General features: G+C 66.7%; 20 protein-coding genes. 6 read left to right on the top strand and 14 right to left on the bottom strand.

Features of this window, described 5'->3' with window-relative positions; all coding sequences use genetic code 11:
- The 12 genes from QUV18_RS20755 to QUV18_RS20700 form a co-directional block, all read right to left on the bottom strand.
- On the bottom strand, nt 1-1,025 hold a 1,025-nt coding region (locus tag QUV18_RS20755), incomplete at its 3' end, for a hypothetical protein (protein WP_300896029.1).
- 124 nt (nt 1,026-1,149) lie between these two features.
- Entirely contained in the window at nt 1,150-2,391 is a 1,242-nt protein-coding gene (locus tag QUV18_RS20750; protein WP_300896028.1) for an ABC transporter C-terminal domain-containing protein, read from the bottom strand.
- A 145-nt stretch (nt 2,392-2,536) separates the two neighbouring features.
- On the bottom strand, nt 2,537-3,667 hold the full coding sequence (locus QUV18_RS20745) for a hypothetical protein (RefSeq protein ID WP_300896027.1): 1,131 nt from the start codon (nt 3,665-3,667) through the stop codon (nt 2,537-2,539).
- 57 nt (nt 3,668-3,724) lie between these two features.
- The gene (locus tag QUV18_RS20740; protein WP_300896026.1) at nt 3,725-4,858 is read right to left on the bottom strand and encodes a hypothetical protein; all 1,134 of its coding nucleotides are present in this window, start codon (nt 4,856-4,858) and stop codon (nt 3,725-3,727) included.
- 104 nt (nt 4,859-4,962) lie between these two features.
- Nucleotides 4,963-6,144, bottom strand: a complete 1,182-nt coding sequence (locus tag QUV18_RS20735) for a hypothetical protein (protein ID WP_300896025.1) — start codon at nt 6,142-6,144, stop codon at nt 4,963-4,965.
- Nucleotides 6,145-6,253: 109 nt separating this feature from the next.
- Nucleotides 6,254-7,474, bottom strand: a complete 1,221-nt coding sequence (locus tag QUV18_RS20730) for a hypothetical protein (protein ID WP_300896024.1) — start codon at nt 7,472-7,474, stop codon at nt 6,254-6,256.
- Nucleotides 7,475-7,578: 104 nt separating this feature from the next.
- Entirely contained in the window at nt 7,579-8,802 is a 1,224-nt protein-coding gene (locus QUV18_RS20725) for a hypothetical protein (protein ID WP_300896023.1), read from the bottom strand.
- 153 nt (nt 8,803-8,955) lie between these two features.
- Nucleotides 8,956-10,101: a hypothetical protein gene (locus QUV18_RS20720; RefSeq protein WP_300896022.1), complete on the bottom strand. Its 1,146-nt coding sequence runs from the start codon at nt 10,099-10,101 to the stop codon at nt 8,956-8,958.
- A 49-nt stretch (nt 10,102-10,150) separates the two neighbouring features.
- Nucleotides 10,151-11,383 carry a hypothetical protein gene (locus QUV18_RS20715; RefSeq protein WP_300896021.1) on the bottom strand — a complete coding sequence of 411 codons (1,233 nt, stop codon included), beginning with the start codon at nt 11,381-11,383 and terminating at the stop codon, nt 10,151-10,153.
- A 129-nt stretch (nt 11,384-11,512) separates the two neighbouring features.
- Nucleotides 11,513-12,646, bottom strand: a complete 1,134-nt coding sequence (locus tag QUV18_RS20710; RefSeq protein ID WP_300896020.1) for a hypothetical protein — start codon at nt 12,644-12,646, stop codon at nt 11,513-11,515.
- 84 nt (nt 12,647-12,730) lie between these two features.
- Nucleotides 12,731-13,957, bottom strand: a complete 1,227-nt coding sequence (locus QUV18_RS20705) for a hypothetical protein (protein WP_300896019.1) — start codon at nt 13,955-13,957, stop codon at nt 12,731-12,733.
- A gap of 144 nt (nt 13,958-14,101) precedes the next feature.
- Nucleotides 14,102-15,247 (bottom strand): hypothetical protein, encoded by a 1,146-nt coding sequence (locus QUV18_RS20700; protein ID WP_300896018.1) that lies wholly within the window; start codon nt 15,245-15,247, stop codon nt 14,102-14,104.
- A gap of 172 nt (nt 15,248-15,419) precedes the next feature.
- On the opposite strand from QUV18_RS20700, the gene QUV18_RS20695 reads away from it, so the two are divergent.
- The 3 genes from QUV18_RS20695 (at nt 15,420) to QUV18_RS20685 (ending at nt 18,295) form a co-directional block, all read left to right on the top strand.
- Nucleotides 15,420-16,832 (top strand): amidase, encoded by a 1,413-nt coding sequence (locus tag QUV18_RS20695; protein ID WP_300896017.1) that lies wholly within the window; start codon nt 15,420-15,422, stop codon nt 16,830-16,832.
- 68 nt (nt 16,833-16,900) lie between these two features.
- The gene (locus QUV18_RS20690) at nt 16,901-17,677 is read left to right on the top strand and encodes a DUF2189 domain-containing protein (RefSeq protein ID WP_300896016.1); all 777 of its coding nucleotides are present in this window, start codon (nt 16,901-16,903) and stop codon (nt 17,675-17,677) included.
- 147 nt (nt 17,678-17,824) lie between these two features.
- Nucleotides 17,825-18,295 carry a hypothetical protein gene (locus QUV18_RS20685; protein ID WP_300896015.1) on the top strand — a complete coding sequence of 157 codons (471 nt, stop codon included), beginning with the start codon at nt 17,825-17,827 and terminating at the stop codon, nt 18,293-18,295.
- 103 nt (nt 18,296-18,398) lie between these two features.
- Here QUV18_RS20685 and mazG read toward each other — a convergent pair whose 3' ends face one another.
- Nucleotides 18,399-19,214 carry a nucleoside triphosphate pyrophosphohydrolase gene (gene mazG, locus QUV18_RS20680; protein ID WP_300896014.1) on the bottom strand — a complete coding sequence of 272 codons (816 nt, stop codon included), beginning with the start codon at nt 19,212-19,214 and terminating at the stop codon, nt 18,399-18,401.
- A 62-nt stretch (nt 19,215-19,276) separates the two neighbouring features.
- On the opposite strand from mazG, the gene QUV18_RS20675 reads away from it, so the two are divergent.
- The 3 genes from QUV18_RS20675 to QUV18_RS20665 all read left to right on the top strand — a co-directional run bounded on the left by QUV18_RS20675 (nt 19,277) and on the right by QUV18_RS20665 (nt 21,938).
- On the top strand, nt 19,277-20,440 hold the full coding sequence (locus QUV18_RS20675; RefSeq protein WP_300896013.1) for a M20 aminoacylase family protein: 1,164 nt from the start codon (nt 19,277-19,279) through the stop codon (nt 20,438-20,440).
- A 78-nt stretch (nt 20,441-20,518) separates the two neighbouring features.
- Nucleotides 20,519-21,490 (top strand): agmatinase, encoded by a 972-nt coding sequence (gene speB / locus QUV18_RS20670; RefSeq protein WP_300896012.1) that lies wholly within the window; start codon nt 20,519-20,521, stop codon nt 21,488-21,490.
- A gap of 28 nt (nt 21,491-21,518) precedes the next feature.
- Complete coding sequence (locus QUV18_RS20665; RefSeq protein WP_300896010.1) at nt 21,519-21,938, top strand: DUF1499 domain-containing protein; 420 nt, start codon at nt 21,519-21,521, stop codon at nt 21,936-21,938.
- Here the strand turns inward: QUV18_RS20665 and QUV18_RS20660 are convergent.
- Nucleotides 21,873-22,160, bottom strand: a complete 288-nt coding sequence (locus QUV18_RS20660) for a hypothetical protein (protein WP_300896009.1) — start codon at nt 22,158-22,160, stop codon at nt 21,873-21,875. The two genes, QUV18_RS20665 and QUV18_RS20660, sit on opposite strands and share 66 nt — an antisense overlap.
- Nucleotides 22,161-22,167 lie beyond the last annotated feature (7 nt).

The following is a 22,167-nucleotide window of genomic DNA, read 5'->3' as shown; positions in this document are numbered from 1 at the left end:
TTCTGGCGCTCGATGAACACGTGGGCGTGCTCCAGCGCGTTCAGCATCCCGCCCATCTTCTCGCTGACGTTGATCGGCGCCTCCGGGGCGGTCGGGCCGACGAAAGGCAGGTGACCGTCGGCCCACATCCGGGCGGCGTAGTCGTCTTCGGGGATGATCCGGCGCTCGGTGAAGACCGCGTCGCAGCCGCCATCGCAGGTCGGCCCGCCGGTGGTGAGCGTGCCGCGGATCACCAGGTCGCCATCGGCATTGAGGCGCATCTCGGGCCCGTCGCCGTCGACGATGTTGTAGCGCAGCTCGCCCGTGTTCAGAGGGCCTTGCGTGAAGACGACATCGACAGACTGGTTGACCGGCGCGCCGGTGGCGGTGATGCGGAAGAAGCTGAAACTGTCCGCGTCGCTGATTTCGAGCGGTGCCGCGGGCGCATCGGTGCCAAGGCCGACCTGGCCCTCGCTGTTGATGTAGAGCGCCCGGGTCGGCGCCCCGCTGCGAATTTCGAAGGGGATGGCAGAGTTCTGCGGGTCGAACAGGTAGAAGCCGCCGTCATTGCCCGCCAGCGTCCATCTCCAGGACGGATCCTCGAAGGTGATGCCCGGATCGATCGCGTCGAAGATGTGCAGCTCGTCGGTCGGTATCACCGTGCCCAGGCCGACATGGCCGCTGCTGGCGACATGGAGGGAGGCGCCCGGTGCGCCCGCGTCGAGGCGGAAGATCGTGTTGCCGGTTTCGTCATCGACGATGGAGAAATGGTCGGCGCCACCGCTCAACGAGTCGTTCACCCTGATCTGCCAGTCATTGGTGGGAAAGCTAGAGGTTGAAGAATTATCCTCGAATTTCAGCCATGTGTTGTTCTGCTTGATCTTCAGGGCGAAGTCCCCGAAGTCCTCGCTGCCGGTACAGCCTTCGCCAACGCATAGAGCGCCATCGACGCTGTGATCGCCGGACAGCACGGTCTGGGCATGGGCGGTGGCGGGAATAATGCTGGCGACGGCGAGCAGGCGGAGGGCGGAATGAAGGCGGAGCATTGGCAATTCCCTTGATCTGGATAATTGAAAAATTCCGGGCGACCGTACCGCATGAACGCGACAACTCAAACGGGAATGAGGCGCCAGGGCCCGTTTTGACCGGCTCCGCCGCCCGTGTGCCGGTTCAGTCCGCCCGCGCGCCCGCTTCGATGGCCGAAAGTCGCGCCTCGAGCCGGGCCAGCCGCGCGGCCTGTGCGGATCTTTCCGCCTCGAGCCGGGCGAACCGCGCGGACTGTGCCGCCTTTTCCGCCTCGAGCGTCTCGATGCGCCGGTTCTGGCGTTCGATGAACACGTGGGCGTGTTCCAGCGCGTTGAGCATCCCGCCCAGCTTCTCGCTGACGTTGATCGGTGCGCCGGGGGCCGTCGGGCCGACATGGGGCAGGTGGCCGTCTGCCCACATGCGCGCGGCGTAGTCCGGCTCCGGGATGATCCGGCGCTCGGTGAAGACCGCGTCGCAGCCGCCACTACAGGTCGGCCCGCCGGTGGTGAGCGTGCCATCGAGTGTCATGTCGCCATCGGCGTTGAGGCGCATCTCGGGCCCGTCGCCATCGACGATGTTGTAGCGCAGCTCGCCAGTGCCAAGCGGCCCTTGGGTGAAGACCACGTCGACGGACTTGTTGATGGCGGCGCCGCCGGCGGTAATGCGGAAGAAGCTGAAGCTCGCGTCGTCGCCGATTTCCAGCGGGGCACTTGCGCCGGCGGTGCCGATGCCCACGTTGCCGTTGCTTGCAATGTCGATGGCGGAGGTCGGCGCACCGGGGCGGACCTGGAAGGGCACTGTATCGGCGGCGGGATCGTACACGTAGAAGCCGAAGTTATTCGCCCGAATATCCCATGTGTAGGGCGTGGCGCCGATTTCCTCCAACCGGATGATGGCCTCGTTGAATACGGCATCGTCGAAGATATGCAGGTTCGCCTGCGGCATGGATGTTTGCAGGCCGACGGCCCCGGATTCGGCGACATAGAGCGCGTTGGTGGGCGCGGCGCCCCTGACCAGGAAGGGGACCGTGCCGGCGGACATGTCATGGATGGCGAAATATTCGGTGCCGCCACTGGCGATGGAAAGGTCCGGTTCGTTCAGCTGGATCGCCCAGTTCGTATTCGGGAAACTGTCGGTCGAGGTGTCGACAAAGTCTATCCGGCTTCGGAAATCATTGATCTCGAGCGAGGCGGTGAAGCCATCTGCGACGAATTGGGGGGAGGGATCATCGGCGCATTCGCCGCCCAGGCAGAGACGGTCGCGGATGGTGGCGTCGCTTGACGCCTCCAATACCTGCGCCGCGGCGGGCTGGGCGAGAAGCGTGGCGAGGATCGAGACCGCGGGCAGAATGCTGGCAGAGGCCAAAACGGGCTGGGGGCGGGACATGGGCAATATCCTTGGTTCATGACAATATTAAAAAACTCGTGGCGACACTATCGCACGACGGCAGTTTTATCAAAACGGAAGATGCCCCTGTGCGGCCTTTGGTATGGCGCATTCTCCCGCCCGGCGTTTTCAGGCTGCTGGCGGTTCAGTCCGTGGTCCGGCTCGTTTCCAGCGCCATCAGCCGCGCTTCGAGCCGGGCGATCCGGGTGTCCTGCGCCGCCTTTTCCGCCTCGAGCGTCGCGATGCGCCGGTTCTGGCGTTCAATGAACACGTGGGCATGTTCCAGCGCGTTCAGCATTCCGCCCATCTTCTCGCTGACGTTGACCGGCGCCTCCGGTAGGGTCGGGCCGACATGGGGCAGGTGGCCGTCGGCCCACATGCGCGCGGCATACTCGCCCTCGGGGATGATCCGGCGCTCGGTGAAGACCGCGTCGCAGCCGGCCGCGCAGGCCGGGCCGATCGTGGTGAGCGTTCCCGCGATCTCCATGTCGCCCTTGGCGTTGAGGCGCATCTCGGGCCCGTCGCCATCGACGATGTTGTACCGCAGCTCGCCGGTGCCGAGCGGGCCCTGCGTATAGACGATATCGACCGAGTCGTTGACCTCGGCGCCGGCGGCGGTGATGCGCAGGAAGTTGAACGCCTCGCGCCGGAAGATCTCCAGCGGGGCCTGCGGACTGGAGGTGCCGAGACCGACATTGCCGGTATTGGCGATCCGCAGGGCGTAGGAGGGGGCGTTCTTTTCCAGCATGATCGGATTGGTGGCGGCCAGCACGTCCTGGATGACGAAGGCGGCGCTGTTGGCCTCGATGTCCCAGCGCGCGGCGGTGCCGACGGTTTCCTCCATCCGGATCGTGGCGGTGCCGCCGTTCGAGACGATGTGCAGGTCGTGCTGCGGCAGGCCGGTGCCGATGCCGATATCGCCGTTGCCCGCGATCCGAAGCGCGTTGGTGGGGGCGAAGCCGTCGATGCGGAAGGGAACGGTCGCGAGGGTGCGGTCCTCGACGGCGAAGTAATCCTCGCCGAACTGGGCGACATCGTTGAAGAGGAAACCCCAGTCGTGGCCCGAATAGTCCGGGTTGGTGGTCCGGTCGTCGACATGGATGCGAAGGTTGTAGGCCTTCAGGCGCAACGTGTCGTCCCCGAAGCTTTCGCTGGCGCACTGGGGTCCGACGCAGAGGGCGCCCAGCACCGTATGGTCCCCGGGCAAGACGGTCTGCGCCCGGCCCGACGTGGCGGCGAGCAGCAGCAGGAGGGCGGCGGCGTGACGTGCTTTCATCTTTCTTCTCCCTGTTGGCGGTGAACCGGCCGGCGGGGAGGGCGCGAGGCAGTCTCCTTACGGTTGGCCGGTGTGGTCAGTGTCGTCGATGCGGTCGAGCCGGGCCGTGAGCGCGGCCAGGGCGGCGCGGGTCTCGGCCAGCTCTGCCTGCTGGCGGGTGATCTGCTGCTGCTGGCGGGCGATGAAGAGGTGTGCGTGTTCCAGCTCGTTGAGGATGCGGCCCATCTTGTCTGTCACGTCCCACGGCTCGCCGTCTCGCGTCGGCCCGACATTGGGCAGGTGACCCAGGGCGAGGGTTTGCGCGTGATGCTCCTCGATCGAGGGCAGGGGGTAGCCCGCGTCGAACACCGCGTCGCAGCCGACGGAGCAGGAGCCGGAGGTGGTCAGCGTGCCGTCGATCGCCATGTCGCCATCGGCGTTGAGCCGCATCTCGGGCCCGTCCCCGTCGACGATATTATAGCGTATCTCCCCGGTGGTCAGCGGCCCCTGGGTGAAGGTGATATCGACAGACTGGTTGACCGGGGCACTCTCGGCGGTGATGCGGAAGAAGCTGAACGTGCCCGCGTCACTGACTTCGAGCGGGGCGTCGGGGCTGTTGGTGCCGAGGCCCACGTTCCCGTCAGAGCCGATCGCGAAGGACGAACTGGGCGCGCCCGAGTTTATCCGCAAGGGCAGGGTTCCGGCCCCGATATCGTAGACATAGAAGCCGCCCTGGTTGCCGCGCAGGTCCCAACTGTAGGGCGTGCCCGTTGTCCCCTCCAGCCGAAGGCTCGCGGTGCCAGCGGTATCGACGACGTGCAGGTTGGCCAGCGGCAGGGAGGTTCCCAGCCCCACGTCGCCGTCCGAGGAGACGTAGAGCGAATTCGGGGGAGCGCCGGCGTTGAGCCGCATGATCGCATGGAAGGTATCGGCATCCCTGAGAGCGAAATAATCCCCGGTGCCGGATGACGCATTCGCTTCGAGCACCCAGTCGTTGGTGGGAAAGCCGGCGGATGTGGAGATATCCTCGAAAAACAGCCGGACACTGTTGCCCTTGAGTTTCAATATGCTTGTGATGGGTTCGTCTGCGGCGCAGCTGGGGCCGATGCAGACGCCGCCCGAGATGCTGTGATCGCCCGACAGCAGGGTCTGGGCAGGGGCGGCGGCGGGCAGGAGGCCGGCGATGGCCAGCGCGGGACAAAGGCGGTGCATGGGCAATTCCTTTCATCAAAGTGACGGGGAAATTTGCCCTCCAGCCTAGCAAATGGCCGCGATTTCTCAAAACGGGATACGGGGCGGCGCGCCGGCCGGCGGGGTCAATCCGCCTGCCGGCTCGTCTCGAGCGCTGTCAGCCGGGTGGTCAGCGCGGCCAGCGCGGCCCGGGTCTCGGACAGCGCGGCGCCGGTTTCGGCCAGCTCGGTGCGTTGCGCGGAAAGCTCTGCCTCCTGGCGCCTGATCTCCTCCTGCTGGCCGGCGATGAAGAGGTGCGCATGCTCCAGCTCGTTGAGGATGCGGCCCATCTTGTCGGTCACGTCCCACGGCTCGCCGTCTCGCGTCGGCCCGACATTGGGCAGGTGGCCCAGCGCCAGGGTTTGCGCGTGGTGCTCCTCGATCGAGGGCAGGGGATAGCCCGCGTCGAAGACCGCGTCGCAGCCGACCGAGCAGGAGCCGGCGGTCGTGAGCGTGCCTTCGAGCAGCATGTCGCCATTGGCGTTCAGCCGCATTTCCGGCCCGTCCCCGTCGACGATGTTGTAGCGCAGCTCGCCGGTGCGGAGGGGGCCCTGGGTGAAGGTGATGTCGACCGACTGGTTGATTTCGGCACCGTCGGCGGTGATGCGGAAGAAGTTGAAGGTTTCGTCGCTTTCAAGTTCGAGCGGGGCCTCGGGGAGCGAGGTGCCGATGCCGACCCGCCCGGTGTTGCGGATGACGAAGGTATTGGCGGGCGTGCCAGCCTCCACGCCCACGGGCGCGGCGAGCGCTGTCACATCGCGGATGTACCAGAAATTCGCGTTCGCGGCGACCTCCCAGGCGTAGGGCGTGCCGTCCGCCTCCTCGAGCCTGATCGCGGGAGTGGAAGCGCTTACGATGTGCAGCCGGGAGAGGGGGGCGGCGGTGCCAAGCCCGACGTCCCCGTCATTGGCCACGTAGAGCGCGTTGTCCGGCGCGTCGCCCTCGACCCAGAACGGGTCGGTGCCGGCGGTGACGTCGGAGAGGAAGAAGGCATTGCGCCCGGACAGCGTGTTTTCATTGGCGTTGAGCTGCCAGTCGTGGCTCGGAAAGCTGCCGGGGTCAGATTGGTCGTCGAACAGGATCGCGGTGTTGTTGGCCTTCAGCTTGAGGATGGTTCGGTTGGCGACGTTGGGCTCGCCATCCGCGCAGCTCAAGCCGACACAGAGCAAGTCATCGGCGACGATCACGTCATCGTTGAAGACCTGGTCGGCCAATGTGGTGGCAGGAAGAAGGGCAAGGGCCGCGGCGGCGGAAAGGGCTTTGTGCATTGTATTGTCTCCGGATGGAATACGACCCGACGGGCCGTGCGGACGAAATGGCAATGGCCGCAGGATAGCGCGGCGCGGTCCTTCGGCATAGGCTGTTGACGTGGGCCGCTCAGTCGGCGCGTTCGAGCGCGTCGAGCCGGGCGGTGAGCGCCGCGATCTGGGTCGACTGCGTGTCGATCCGGGCCTCCTGCGCGGCGTTCTCGCGGTGCAGGGTGTCGATGTAGATATGCGCATGCTCCAGTTCGTTGAGCATCCCGCCCATCTTCTCGGACAGGTTCATGGGCTGGCCCGGCAGGGTCGGGCCGATCGCGGGCAGGTGGCCCTTCTCCCACATCAGCGCGGCGTGATCGCTAACCGAGAGCCTGTCGAAATCGGCATCGAACACCGCGTCGCAACCGCTGTCGCAGCTGGGCCCCCCGGTGGTCAGCGTGCCCTCGACCAGCATGTCGCCATTGGCATTCAGCCGCATTTCCGGCCCGTCTCCGTCGACGATGTTGTAGCGGAATTCGCCGGTGCCAAGCGGCCCTTGTGTGAAGACCAAGTCGGCGGACTGGTTGACGGATGCGCCGGTGGCGGTGATGCGGAAGAAGCTGAAACTGGCGTCGTCGCTGATCTCGAGCGGGGCGGCGGGCGTATCGGTACCCAGGCCGATGTTCCCCGAGGCATCCATGACGAACGACGCGTCGGGGGCGGCAGCCCCGATGCGAAACGGCGTGGTGCCGGCGGTTTCGTCACTCAGGCCAAAGCTGTTCTGGCCGAATAGGCGCCAGGTTCGCGGCTGCAAAAGCCCTGTGCCCTGCTGTTCCAGCCGAATCGAGGGCCCGACCAGCCCGAGGATGTGGAGCCTGTTCTGGGGAAACATCGTGCCCAGCCCCACGCGCCCGTTATTGTCGAGCCACATCGTGCTGTCCGGGGCGGCGCCCTCGATCGTGAAGGGCAGCGTACCCGCGGTGGCATCGGCGATGGAAAACCGCGCCAGCCCGCCCGCGTTGAGATCGTTGGCTTCGAGCGTCCAGTCGTTACTGGGCTCGGTGCCGACCGCGTTGTTGCTGTCGACGAATTCCAGGCGCAGATATGTCGACTTGAGCTTCAGCGTTGTTTGTACGTCAAAATCCTCGAAATCCGAACAGGCGTCGCCGATGCAGACGCTGCCCGAAAGCGCGCTGTCATCGCCCACGAAAAGCGCGGCCTGGCTGGGATCGCCGTCGAAAATGTCGACGCCGTTATAGAAATCCTGTTCCTGCGCCGCGGCGGCGGGGGCGAGGGCAAGGACCGGCAGGACAAGGACAGGGAGGAGGGCAAGGGCGGGGGCGGAAAAGACTTTCTTCATATGACATGCTCCGGATTGGAGAACCGCCCGGCGAACCGGGCCGGTAACATGCCGCAGGATAGCGCGGTTTTGCCATTTGGCCTAGGGCGTGGAATTTGGCGGCCTCAGCCGTCGCGTTCCAGCGCCTCGAGCCGGGCGATCAGGGCGTCGATCTGCGCGGCCTGCGTCTTGATCTGGCTGGCCTGCGCCTCGATCCGGGTGTCCTGCGTGGCGTTGTCGCGATGCAGTTCCTCGATATAGATATGCGCGTGCTCAAGCTCGTTGGTGAGGGTGCCGATGCGTTCGGAGAGGTTGATCGGCGCGCCGGGGATGGTTGGGCCGACCGCCGGAAGGTGGCCCTTGTCCCACATCAGCGCGGCGTGCTGGGTGACGGAAAGCCGGGGGAAATCGGCGTCGAACACCGCGTCACAGCCACTGTCGCAGCTGGGCCCGCCGGTGGTCAAAGTGCCCTCGACCAGCATGTCGCCATTGGCATTCAGCCGCATCTCGGGCCCGTCGCCGTCGACGATGTTGTAGCGGAATTCGCCCGTGCCCAGCGGGCCCTGGGTGAAGACCACGTCGACGGACTGGTTCGTGGGGGCGCCGGTGGCGGTGATGCGGAAGAAGCTGAAAGTGTCGTCGTCGCTCACCTCGAGCGGGGCGTCGGGGCTGTCGGTGCCGAGGCCGACATTGCCGTTCGCGGCAAGCGCCAGGCTGGCATTCGGGGCTTCGTCATTGATGCTGAACGGAAAGCCGTTGCCGTTTGAATTGCCAATGTAGAACACGTTGTGATTGCCAGCGAGGGTCCAGAAAAAGGGCGGAAAGGCCCCGAACCCGACCTGGTCCAGCCGCAGCGTCGGCAGCGTCGAGGCCGCGACATGCAGGTCGGACTGCGGGAGCGACGTGCCCACCCCGACCTCGCCGCCGGGGGCGATCCAGAGCGCGCTGCTCGGCGCGCCCGCCTCGACGGTGAAGGGCACGGTGCCGGCGGTCGCATCGGCGATAGAGAAGCGGTCCTGCCCGAAATTCGCAGTGTCGTTGATCTGGATTTCCCAGTCATTGCTCGGAAAGCTGCCCGCTGCGGAGCTGGTGTCGACGAATTCCACGCGGATATCGGGATTGGTCAGGCGCAGCAGCGTGTCCTCGGGGAAGACCTCGGTCTCGACACAGGCGTTGCCGATGCAGACGCTGTCGTCGAACACCGTGTCGCCGGTGACGAAGAGGTCGGCCTGGGTGAAGTCGATGTCGGAGATGTCGACGCCTTCGCCGAAGACGGCTTCCTGCGCGTGAAGGGCCGGGGCCAGGGCGAAGAGAGGCAGGGCGAGGAGCGGGGAAAATCGAAGCGGCATGCGGCAGGCCTTCCTTGAATGGGCGCCTGCGAATGGGCCGGGAACCGGCGCAAATGAATTGGTCTCAAATTCCGTCGTCCCGGTCGGCGGATGCCGGAAGGGTAGCAGAACGGGGGCGCATCCTGTCAAGCGTGCGCCCCCGGCATTGCGCCGTCAGTCAGCCTGCTGGTCGAGCCGGGCCGTCAGCGCGGCAAGCTGGGCCGTCAGCGCCTCGATGCGGGTTTCCTGCGCGGTGAAACGTGCCTCCTGCGCCGCGTTCTCGCGGTGCAGCTCCTCGATGTAGATATGGGCGTGCTCCAGCTCGTTGAGCATCGCGCCCATCTTCTCGCTGACGTTCAGGGGCGCGCCCGGCAGCGTCGGCCCCACGGCGGGCAGGTGGCCCTTCTCCCACATCAGCGCGGCGTGATCCGTCACCGACAGGCGCTCGAATTCCGCGTCGAAGACCGCGTCGCAGCCGCTGTCGCAGGTGGGGCCCCCGGTGGTCAGCGTGCCATCGAGCACCATGTCGCCATCGGCATTCAGCCGCATTTCCGGCCCGTCGCCATCGACGATGTTGTAACGGAATTCGCCCGTTCCGAGCGGACCTTCGGTAAAGACCACGTCGACCGACTGGTTGATCGCGGCGTCGTTGGCGGTGATGCGGAAGAAGTTGAACGAGTCGTCTCCGGCCACTTCCAGCGGTGCGCTCGGTGAACTGGTGCCGAGGCCGACATAGCTGTTCTCATCGATGTAGAGCGAATAGGGGGCGGCGCCCGTCCTGATGCGGAAGACGTAATTATCACTATCCGTCACGTTGTCGATCCGCACGCCGCGCTCGTCGGCCAGGATATCCCATACGTGCGCGGCCTGTGCCTGCGTGGTGTCCTGTTCCAGCCGGATGGCCGGCTGGTTGCCGTTGATGATGTGCAGGTCCTTTTGGGGAAACGCGGTGCCGAACCCGACATTGCCGGTATCCTCGATGAACAGGGCGGCGGGGGGCGTGCCATCCTCGATCAGGACCGGATAGACGCCTTCGGTTTCGTTCTTGAGGGTGAAGCCATTGAAGAGACCCGAAGTCGTGTCGTCGACGCTCAGTGTCCACGTGGTGGCGTCGGTGGAGGTGTCGAAAAACTGGATCTCGGGGATCGTGCCCTTGACCCGGAGGTCGGTGGCGCCGAACACCTCTCCATCCTCGCATTCGAAGCCCCCGGTGCAGATATTGCCGGTGACGATCAGGTCGTTCAGGATGACCTCGTCGGATTGCGCCGTGCCCGGCAGGGACAGGGCAAGAAGCGCGGTCGTGGTCAGAAGTCTTTTCATGGGTCAGTTTCCTTGAATGAAAAGGCCCGAATCCGGGCGTTGGAAAAAATCAGTTCGTCTCCAGCGCGTCGAGCCGGGCGGCGAGGGCGGCGATCTGGGCGGCCTGCCTGGCGTTCTGAGCCCGCTCGGCGGCGACCTCGGCCGCGAGGGCGGCGTTCCGGCTGTGCAATTCCTCGATATAGATATGGGCGTGCTCCAGCTCGTTGAGCATGCCGCCCATCTTCTCGGAGACGTTCATCGGCGCGCCCGGCAGCGTCGGGCCCACGGCGGGCAGGTGGCCCTTTTCCCACATCAGGGCGGCGTGCTCGATGACCGACTTCCGCGCGAACGCGGCATCGAACACCGCGTCGCAGCCCGTCGCGCAGGTCGGGCCGCCGGTGGTCAGCGTGCCGGCGATCGTCACGTCGCCATCGGCGTTGAGCCGCATTTCCGGCCCGTCGCCATCGACGATGTTGTAGCGGAACTCGCCGGTGGTGAGCGGCCCCTGGGTGAACACCACGTCGGCCGACTGGTTGACCGGCGCCTCGGTCGCGGTGATGCGGAAGAAGCTGAAACTGTTGTCGTCGCTGACCTCGAGCGGCGCGTCGGGGGTGTTGGTGCCGAAGCCCACATACCCCGTCCCGGCGACGTAGAGAGAATTGCTGGGGGCGGTGCCCTCGATCACCAGCGGGATGGTCCCGTTGCCGCTGCTGGCCACCTGGAACGCCGTATCCGAGGCCGCGATGTCGAACCCGCCGGCCGTGCCGTTCGTCTCCTCGAGCCGCATCACCGCCGAGGTCAGGGGCGACACGACATGCACATTCGTCTGCGGCATCGAGGTGCCGAGGCCCAGATACCCGCTGGTGTCGAGCCAGAAGGCATTGTCCGGCACGCCGCCGGCGATGGTGAAGGGCGTCGTGCCGGCGGTGTCGTCCTCGACCGCGAACTTGTCGATCCCGCCCGTGGCGACGGTGTTGGGGTCGTTGACGCGCAATGTCCAGTCGCGGTCGGGCGAGGTCGAGCCGGACGTGTCGTCGAAGACGATGGAATGCTGCGTGTATCTCAGGATAAGCGTTTCGTCATTCGCGAAGGTCGTGGTCGGTTGGCAGGTATTGCCAAGGCAGAGGGAGCCGTCGATGACGCTGGCCCCCTCGACATACATGCTGCCCGTGGTGCCCGCGTCGACGGTCAGGTCGCCCTGGATCACGACGTCGTCGGGGAAAGTGGTGACCTGCGCGGCGGCCGGGGCGGCAAGTAGGACAAGGGCACAGGTCGTGGCGGCCCGGGGGAGGCGGAAAGGCATGGGGATCTCCCTGGTAAGCGGCTGGCCGGCGTCCGGCTCAATGCCATTGGTCTGAAATAAGTCTTTCGCAAAGGCGCGCATCATGCGGGCGCGTCGCGCGGAAAGTTAACGACAGCCGGCGCCGGGTTGTCAATTTCGTATCGCGGGGGGCTGGTCGGCACGCCCCGCCAGCAGGGCCTCGACCCGCGCGAGCCGCGCTTCCAGTTCGGTGATCCGCGCCTGCGCGGCATCGCGGTCGTCGTGCAGCTCCTCGATGTAGATATGCGCGTGCTCCAGCTCGTTGAGCATCGCGCCCATCTTCTCGCTGACGTTCATCGGCGCGCCCGGCAGGGTGGGGCCCACGGCGGGCAGGTGGCCCTTCTCCCACATCAGCGCGGCGTGTTCCTTGACCGACAGCCGCTCGAAACCGGCATCGAACACCGCGTCGCAGCCGCCCGCACAGGTCGGCCCGCCGGTGGTCAGCGTGCCGTCGAGTTCCATGTCGCCATCGGCATTCAGGCGCATCTCCGGCCCGTCGCCATCGACGATGTTGTAGCGCAGCTCCCCGGTTTTGAGCGGCCCCTGGGTGAAGACGAAATCCACGGACTCGTTGAACTGCGCTCCGGCAGCGGTGAGGCGAAAGAAGTTGAAGCTCTCCTCGCGCCGCAGTTCCAGAGGGGCAGCCGGGTCGTCGGTGCCGAGGCCGAGGTAGCCGTTACCGTCGAGCCACATCGCCCAGGCAGGCGCGTCGCTGGCGATGAAGAGCGGCATCTTCCCGTTGCTGGTCACGTCGCGAATGCCGAAGCCGGTCTGGTCGGCCACGATGTCCCACGCGTGCGCGGGTGCCTGCGTGCGCTCCAGTCGGATGCCGGGAAAGGTGCCCTTCGCCACGACATGCAGGTCCTGCTGCGGCAGCGACGTGCCGAGGCCGACCCGCCCGTCGCTGCCCACCCAGAGCGCGTTGTCGGGGGCACCGCCGAACAGGGTAAAGGGCGTGGTGCCCGCCGACAGGTCGAGGATCGAGAACAGGCTGAGATAGCTGCTGCTGTCCTCGTTGGCGCGGATCTGCCAGTGGTGCTGGTTGACGGCCGAGGCATCGTCGAAATGGATGCGGGGCGACTGGGTGCTGAGCCGCAGCAGCCCGTCGGGGAAGAAGCTGCCGGGCTGGCAGTAATCGCCGGCGCAGAGCCCGCCTTGGACGATCACGTTCTCGTTGAAGACCTGTTCGGCCATGGCGGGGGAGGCCGCTGCGGCAAGCGCGGCAACAAGCGGGAAAACCTTCATCACAATATCCTTTGATCAATCGCTGCGCCGGGGCAACGTCATTGGTTTATAAAGGTTTTTTTGTAATGCAGGGCCGGTGGTCCGTCAACGCCCCTCCAGCGCGTCGAGCCGGGCAGCCAGCGCCGCGACCTGTGCCGACAGCGCCACGTTGACGGTTTCCTGTGCCTGTCGCTGCTCTTCCTGCGCCGCAAGACGGGTGTGCAGCTCTTCGATGTAGATATGCGCATGCTCCAGCTCGTTGAGCATGGCGCCCATCTTCTCCGACACGTTCATCGGCGCGCCCGGCAGGGTGGGGCCCACGGCGGGCAGGTGGCCCTTGTCCCACATCAGCGCGGCGTGGTCGGCCATGGAGAGGCGGGCGAACTCCGCGTCGAACACCGCGTCGCAGCCGCTGTCGCAGGTGGGGCCCCCGGTGGTGAGCGTGCCGTCGAGCACCATGTCGCCATCGGCATTCAGCCGCATCTCGGGCCCGTCGCCGTCGACGATGTTGTAGCGGAACTCGCCGGTGGTGAGCGGCCCCTGGGTGAAGACCACGTCGGCCGACTGGTTGACCGGCGCGCCCTCGGCGGTGATGCGGAAGAAGCTGAAACTGCCCGCGTCGCTGACCTCGAAAGGCGCGTCGGGCGTGGCGGTGCCGAAGCCCACGTTGCCGGTGTCAGCGATGTAAAGCGCATTCGTGGGCGCCGCGCGTTCCAGGCGGAACGGCGTGGTGCCGGCGGTGGTGTCGGCGATGCTGAAGCTGCTCTGGCCGATCAGGCGCCATGTCTGCGCCGGCACAAGCCCGTTGCCGGTCTGCTCGAACCGGACGCTGGGGCCGAAGGCGCCGACCGCGTGGATCCGGTCCTGCGGCAGCAGGGTGCCGAGGCCGATATTGCCGGCGCTGGTCATCCAGAAGGCATTCTCGGGCGCGCCCGCCGCAATGGTGAAGGGGATGGTTGCGGCGGTGATGTCCTCAATGGAAAACCGGTTCAGCCCGCCCTCGGTAAACGGCTCGGGATCGTTGACCCTGATCCGCCAGTCGTTCGAAGGTGTTGAGCCGCTAAAACCACTGTCGTCGTCGAAAAAGATGCTTGGCGAACTCGTGTTCAGCTTCAGAATGTACCCAACGTCAAAACTTTCGGCCAGATTGCAGACTTCACCAATGCAGGTATGGCCCCTGACGACGCTATCGTCCTCCACGTAAAGATCAGCGTTAGTCGGATTGACGTCCGAGATCCGAACACCGTCGGTGAACACGTCCTGCGCCAGCGCGGGCGCGGCAAGACCGGACAGGGCAAGAATGGCGCAAAGCGCCGGGGGACGAAAGGGCATTGGGCAGGCTCCCGATGAGGGCGCCGGCAAGGGGGCGGGGGCTGGCGCGGCAATGACTGGTCTCAAATCCCGCCGCCCCGGACGGCGGGTCTGGCATTAGTTAACCCGCCCCGGGCGCCCCCTGTCAAACTTTCGCGATTGGGCTCACTTCTTCTCCACTGTCCCGGAAAGCGCGGCAAGCTGCCGGGTCAGGGCGGCGATCTGCGCCGCCTGCTCGCCGCGAAGCGCGGCAATCTCCGCCTCGAGCGTCGCGATGCGGCCGTTCTGCCGCTCGATGAACACATGGGCATGTTCGAGCGCGTTCAGCATTCCGCCCATCTTCTCGCTGACGTTGATCGGCGCCTCCGGCAGGGTCGGGCCGACGAAGGGCAGGTGGCCGTCGGCCCACATCCGCGCGGCATACTCGCCCTCGGGAATGATCCGGCGTTCGGTGAACACCGCGTCGCAGCCGCCCGCACAGGTTGGCCCGCCCGTGGTCAGCGTGCCGCCGAGCACCATGTCGCCATTGGCGTTCAGGCGCATCTCGGGCCCGTCGCCATCGACGATGTTGTAGCGCAGCTCTCCGGTGCCCAGCGGGCCCTGGGTGAAGGTGATGTCGACCGACTGGTTGATCGCCGCGCCGTCGGCGGTGATGCGGAAGAAGTTGTACGTGTCCTCGCCGAACACCTCGAGCGGGGCGCTCGGGTCGTTTGTTCCCAGGCCGACATTGCCGGTCGCATGGACGAATATGCTGTGGTTCGGCGCTGCCTTTTCCAGATGCAAGATCGCGTCGTGCTCGTTGGCGTTTCGGACCTGGAAATAAGTCGGGTTCGCCCGCAATTCCCAGAAGGCCGATCCTGAATCCATGCGGATGCCGACGGCGCTGCTCGTCCCGGTAACGTGAAGCTGCTTGGTGGGCAGCATCGTGTTGATGCCGACATGGCCGTCTTCGCCGATCACGAGGGTGTTCTCGTCCGCGCCCCCCAGGATGCGAAACGGCCTTGTGCCCGCGTCTTCGTCCTGCACGGCGAATTCTTCGGCGCCGCTGGCCGTGGTTTCGCCGGTCCGGATCGACCAGTCACCACTTGGAAAGCCCGAGTCGGACATGTCTTCGAACAGGATGGCAGGAGCGACGTCCTTGATCTTGAGACCCTGCCGGTCGGGTATCTCGGGTTCGCCTACGGCGCATTTGTTGCCGACGCAGAGCAGGTCTTCCACCACGATCAGGTCGTCCGTGACCAATTGGTCGGCCAGGGCGGCCCCGGACAGGGCGCAGGTCGCAAGCAGGGATGTCAGGAAAGGGCGCTTCATGTCTAAATCCACTTCGCAAGGGGTCGGGTGTAAAAACATACAGTCTGTGCAACGAACGCTACGCCGTGCGGGGGGACTTGGCAATTTTATTGCGCACAGGCGCGGACCCGACCGGTCCGCGCGCCGCGAAATCGGCCTTGCACCGCTCCGGACGGCCCGCCAGATTGGCCGCATGGATGATGTCCCCGCACAGACCGCCGCCGCGCAGGCCCACGCGATCGCCGAAGGCCGGCTGACCGCCGAGGCGCTGATGGAAGCGTCGCTCGACCGGATCGGCGCGGTGAACGGGGCGGTGAACGCCATCGTCTCGCTGCGCGCCGCCGACGAGGTGCTGGCCGAGGCCCGGGCGGCGGACAAGGCCGGACCGGGCGGCCCGCTGCACGGCCTGCCCATCGCCATCAAGGACCTGGCCGATGCCAGGGGCCTGCCCACCAGCATGGGCTCGCCCGCCTTCGCAGGCCAGGTGGCCGAGGCCGACGAGCCGCACGTGGCCCGCCTGCGCGCCGCCGGGGCCATCGTCATCGGCAAGACAAACACGCCTGAATTCGGGCTGGGCAGCCACACCTACAACCCGGTGCATGGCGTCACCCGCAACCCCTACGCGCTCGACCGGAGCTGTGGCGGCTCGTCGGGCGGGGCGGCGGTGGCGCTGGCGGCGGGGATGCTGACGCTGGCGGACGGGTCGGACATGATGGGCAGCCTGCGCAACCCGGCGGGGTGGTGCAATGTCTACGGGATGCGGCCAAGCTGGGGCACCGTGCCGTCGGGCGGGGGCGGGGAGCTTTACCTGCACCGGCTGTCGACGCGCGGGCCGATGGCCCGCTGCCCGGCCGACCTGGCGCTGCAGTTCGACGTGATGGCGGGCGCCGCGCCTGGCCAGCCGATGGTGCGGGATGCCGCGCCCTGTGGCACGCCCGAACCCCGCGCCGGGGGCCGCCGCGTGGCCTGGCTCGGCGACTGGGGCGGCGCCTGGCCGATGGAGGAGGGGATCCTCGCGCTTTGCGAAAGCGCGCTGGGGGTGCTGGATGCCGCCGGCGCGCGGGTCGATGCGGTGGGCGCGCCCTTCGACCGCGACGCGCTCTGGCAATCCTGGGTTGCCCTGCGCGCCTGGAGCAATGCCGCCGACCTCGGCCCGCTGCTCGACGATCCGGCCACCGCCGGGCTGCTGAAGCCCGAGGCGCTGTGGGAGATCGAACAGGGGCGGGCACTCTCGGCGCTCGACATACACCGGGCCAGCCTGCGCCGGTCCGACTGGTACCGGCAGGCGATGGCGCTGTTCGAAACCCATGACGTGCTGGCCCTGCCCTCCGCGCAGGCCTGGCCCTTCCCGGCCGATATCGACTGGCCCAGGGAAGTGGCGGGCGTGGCGATGGACACCTATCACCGCTGGATGGAGGTGGTGATCCCCGCCAGCCTGCTGGGCCTGCCGGTGGTGGCGGTGCCGGCGGGGTTCGGCGCGGCGGGGCTGCCGATGGGGCTGCAACTGATCGGCGCGCCGGGCACGGACGCGATGCTGCTGGAGGTGGCCGAGGCCTATCACCGCGCGACCGGCTGGCCCGAGGCGCGGCCGCCGCTGCTAAGCTGAGCGCAAGTTACATCTTTGCCCCCGCCGATCCCTTGGCTAACCTGTGCCGGGGACGAGGGAGGACAGCCATGCAGGAGAAACCGCTCGGGGTGCCGCCGCTGGGGGCGGCGCGCTTCGACATGCTGGGCGCGGCGTTGCGCCGGGGGTGGCGCGACATGCGCCGGGCTCCGGGCTATGCCATTGTTTTCGCAGGGGTCTACGTGGCGATCGGCTGGGTCATGGCGTGGATCACGTGGGTCACGGGGCAAAGCTACTGGTTGATCTTCGCGGCCGTGGGCTTTCCGCTGATCGGGCCTTTCGCGGCGGTGGGGCTTTACGAGGTCAGTCACCGGCTGAGCGGCGGCGAGCCGCTGGTGGCACGCGAGATATTCGGCGTGATCGCCCACCAGAGGCGGCGGCAACTGCCCTCGATCTGCGCGGTGATCATCATCATGTTCCTGTTCTGGTTCTTCCTCGCCCACATGATCTTTGCCCTGTTCCTCGGCCTGTCGGCCATGACCAACGTGTCGAGCAGCTACGAGATCTACCTCACCCGCGAGGGGCTTTTGATGCTGGGCTTCGGCACGGCGGTGGGCGCGGCCTTCGCGCTGCTGCTCTACATGATCACGGTGATTGCCCTGCCGCTGCTGCTGGATCGCGAGGTCGATTTCGTGACCGCCATGATCACCTCCTTCCAGTCGGTCCTGCGCGCGCCGGGGCCGATGCTGGGCTGGGCGGTGATCGTGGCCGGGCTGACCTTCGTGGCGATGCTGCCGGGGTTCCTCGGGCTGTTCGTGGTGCTGCCGCTGCTGGGGCACGGGACGTGGCATCTCTACCGGCAGATGGTGGAGGCGGGGGAGGGGTAGCCCGCCGGGGAATGGGCCCACCGGGCGCCGGGCGTCCGCCATGGCGGATATGCAACGCCCTTGAGTTAGGTCGCGTCAACCTTGGATTGTGCTGGCACGAGGGCGCGTTCCGGGGCATTTTATCCGTACATTACAGAAGGATGCCATATGAATTTCCCGTTTCAGCATATCCGCACCCGCCTGCTCGGCCTGTCCCTTGCCATCGGCCTGTCGGGCGTGGCGCCGTCCGTGGCACAGACCACGGGGTTCACCACGCCGCTGGTCAAGGATGCCTACGTTATCGAGATCCCGTTCAAGCCCTATGGCAGCATGTATTACGCCATCACGATCCGCGAAGTGCAGGGCAAGGTGGCGGTCTGCGGCATCTGGGCCGAGGGCGATCGCTGGCAGGCCTATGTCATCAAGGGGCACCTGCCGATGCGGGTCCGTGGGGTGACGACGGTGATGCTGGGCGATACCTACCTGTTGAAGGGGGTGGGCTTCTTCACCCAGGGCGAGATGGAGGATTTCGTCAGCGGCACCCCGGTCAATTGCCAGATGACGAACGTGCCCTGGCGGCGGGGATATTCCAACAAACAGATCAACCTGCGCATTCCGAGGCTGAGGGTCATCGCCTGAGCATCTAGGGGGGCGCCGACGGTCAGCGCCCGCCCGTCACGCCGGGGCGTACCGCCTAGAGTGGCGCACCTCTGGTGCGACGGGCGGGCGGGCGCTGCATGACTTATCCCCGCTCCTCCGCCTTCGCCCGGTCCCACAGCGCGTCCATCTCGGCGAGGTCCGAGTCCGACGCCTCCCGCCCGTCCTCGGCCAGCCATGCCTCGATCCGTTCGAACCGCCGCGTGAACTTGGCATTGGCCCCGCGCAGGGCCGCCTCGGGTTCCACTCCCATGTGGCGGGCAAGGTTGGCCATGACGAAGAGCAGGTCGCCGAACTCCTCCTCGACCTTCTCCTGCGGCAGGCTCTCGGCGGCCTCCCGCAGCTCCCCGGCCTCCTCGGTGATCTTGTCGAGCACGTGGGACGCATCGGGCCAGTCGAACCCCACGCGCGCCGCCCGTTTCTGCAGCTTCACCGCCCGCAGAAGCGCCGGCAGCCCCAGCGCCACCCCGTCCAGCACGCCGGTCTGCGCCTTGGCCGCCCGCTCGGCGGCCTTCACGGTTTCCCAGTCGCGGGTCTGCTGCTCGGCCGACTTGTCGCGGCTCTCGTCGCCGAAGACATGCGGATGCCGCGCCACCATCTTGTCGGCGATCGCATCCGCCACCTCGTCGAACCCGAATAGCCCGCGGTCGCGGGCGATCTGCGCGTGAAACACCACCTGCAACAGCAGATCGCCCAGCTCGTCCTTCAGCTCCCCCCACGCCTCGCGCTCGATGGCATCGGCCACCTCGTAGGCTTCCTCGATCGTGTAGGGGGCAATCGTGCCGAAATCCTGCTCGATATCCCACGGGCACCCCGTCTCGGGATCGCGCAGCCGCCGCATGATCTCGATGAGGCGGGGCATGCCCCCATGGGGGTCGAAAATCAGCGGATCGTCAGGCATTGCACCCCCTCAATTCTTGCAGTTGAATGCAGCGTGACCGCAGAGGGGCAAGGAGTCCAGACATGGCCGTGATAAACCGCATCGCGGGGTTCGCCGACGACATGACGGCATGGCGACGGCACCTGCATACCCACCCCGAGCTGGGGCTCGAGTGCCACGAGACGGCGGGCTTCGTGGTCGAACGCCTGCGAGAGTTCGGCATCACCGAGATCGAGACGGGCATTGCCACGTCCGGCGTTGTCGCGGTGATCGAAGGGCGCGGCGAGGGGCCCACCATCGGGCTGCGCGCCGACATGGACGCGCTGCCGATCATGGAGGCGACGGGGCTCGACTATGCCAGCGCAACGCCGGGCCGGATGCATGCCTGCGGCCATGACGGGCACACGACCATGCTGCTGGGGGCGGCCCGCTACCTTGCCGAAACGCGCAATTTCGCCGGCCGCGTCGCGCTGATCTTCCAGCCCGCCGAGGAAGGGCCGGGCGGCGGCCGGGTGATGGTCGAGGAGGGCATCCTCGAGCGCTACGGCATCTCCGAGGTCTACGCGCTCCACACCCTGCCGGGCGCGGCGGAGGGCAGTTTCGAAACCTGCCCCGGCCCGATCATGGCCGGCGTCGACACCTTCCATATCGACGTGACCGGCCTTGGCGGCCATGGCGCCATGCCTCACGAGACGCGCGACCCGGTCGTGGCGGCGGCGGGCATGGTGCAGGCGATCCAGACCATCGTCAGCCGCAACCACTACGCGCTCGACGAGCTGGTCGTCTCGGTGACCCAGATCCACACCGGCAGCGCCGAGAACATCATCCCCGAAACCGCCTATATCAACGGCACGATCCGCTCCTTCGACCCGGCAGTGCAGGCCATGGTCCACCGCCGGCTGGAGGAGATCGTGGCGGGGCAGGCGGCCTCCTACGGTGTCACGGCGGAATTGCGCATCGACGTGGGCTACCCGGCCACGATCAACCACCCCGACCAGACGGGCTTTGCCGCCGATATCGCCCGCGAGGTCGCCACCGGCGGCTCGGTGGTGGACGACCGGCGCAAGGAGATGGGGGCCGAGGATTTCTCCTACATGCTGGCCGAGCGCCCCGGCGCCTACCTCTTCCTCGGCCAGGGGGAGGCCGCGGGGCTGCACCACCCGAAATTCGACTTCAACGACGCGGTGGCGCCGGTCGGGGCCTCCTTCTTTGCCCGGCTGGTGGAGCGCGCCCAGCCAGCGGCGTGAACCACGGGGCTTGACGCCCCGCTTCGAACCTGCACAATTTGATCAAATTATCCCGGCAGATCTGGAGGCAAGACCGGCATGGCACTGGAAGATGCGAAGAAGGAAGTCGACAACGCGCTCATTCAGGAGGACCTGAAAGGCCTCTCGCACGAGAACACCTTCGGCGGCGCGCTGTCCTTCCTGCGCCGCGCCTATACGAAGAACCTGCAAGGCGTCGACGTGGCGGTCACCGGCATCCCCTTCGACCAGGCCGTCACCAACCGCCCCGGCACGCGGCTCGGCCCCCGTGCCATCCGCGAGGCCAGCACGCTTCAGGCCTTCGATGCGCCCTATGGCTGGGGCTACGACGCGATGAGCGAGCTGGCGATCGTCGATTACGGCGACGTGGCCTTCGACTATGCCAAGATCCAGGATTTCCCCGACGCGGTGACCGACCACATCCGCACCATCCTGGCCGCCGGCGTGCCCAGCATCGCCCTGGGGGGCGATCACTACATCACCTTCCCGATCCTCAAGGCCTATCACGAGAAATACGGGCCCCTGTCGCTGGTGCAGTTCGACGCCCATACCGACACCTGGCCCGATGACGACATGGAGCGGATCGACCACGGCACCATGTTCTACAAGGCGGTGAAGATGGGGCTGATCGAACCCGCGCGCTCGGTCCAGGTGGGCATCCGCACCTCCAATTCCGACCCGCTCGGCGTCAACATCATCGACGCGCGCGAGGTCTACGAGGCCGGGCCGGCGGCCACGGCGCAGAAGATCAAGGGAATCGTCGGCGATCACCCCACCTATGTCTCCTTCGACATCGACGGGCTCGACCCGGCCTTCGCGCCCGGCACCGGCACGCCGGTCTGGGGCGGGCTGACCTCGGTTCAGGCGGCGATCATCCTGCGCGATATTGCCGGGATCAACATGGTCGGTGGCGACGTTGTGGAAGTGTCGCCGCCATATGATACTTCGGGGGCGACGGCGGTCGCGGGGGCGCATGTGGCGACCGATCTCATCAGCCTCTGGGGATGGCGCCATCGGAACGGTCGGGAGTGAGTATTTTTGGAACAATGAAAGGCGGGACATGCGTATCGCGGTGATCATTGTCGTTGTGGTGCTGGTGCTGGCCGTGGGGTTGGCGGCTTACGTGCGGTTGGCGCCCTCCGATCCTCAGCGCTGGCACAAGATGCCGGATGACGTGACCGACCGCGATTTCAGCAGCGGCGCCATGCGCGTGATCGCGGCGGGCGAGGGCGATCTCGCCCGGCTGCACGGGATCATCGCAGGCAGCCCGCGCACCACGGTGCTGGCCGGCTCGGTGGAGGAAGGGATGATCACTTATGTCAGCCGGACGAAGATCATGGGCTTTCCCGATTACACCACGGTTCAGCAGGCGGGCGGCGAGATCCGCATCCATGCCCGCCAGCGCTTCGGCTCGTCAGATCTTGGAGTGAACGCCAGGCGCGTCGACGGCTGGCTCGACCGGTTCCGTCAGGGAGGATGACAGGCACCCCTCGCTCACCTCGCGCCACATCGGGTTGTTGAGCGACATCTGGCACTGCGCCATGAAACTGCGGCCGTCCACGTGCAGGCAGGTCATCTCGCCGATCTCGACCCGCCCGCCGGTCTTGTCGGTGCAGTAGCAATCCACCGTCTTGCCATTGTACATCCCGTCGGCCAGCACCGGCGCGGCAAGAAGCGTGAAGAGGATGGCAAGCCGTTTCATGGGGCCA

This window comes from Roseovarius sp., from assembly GCF_030373445.1.
Classification (GTDB): domain Bacteria; phylum Pseudomonadota; class Alphaproteobacteria; order Rhodobacterales; family Rhodobacteraceae; genus Roseovarius.
The sequence above is the reverse complement of the archived record's forward strand: the minus strand, read 5'-3'. Positions and strand labels throughout refer to the sequence as shown.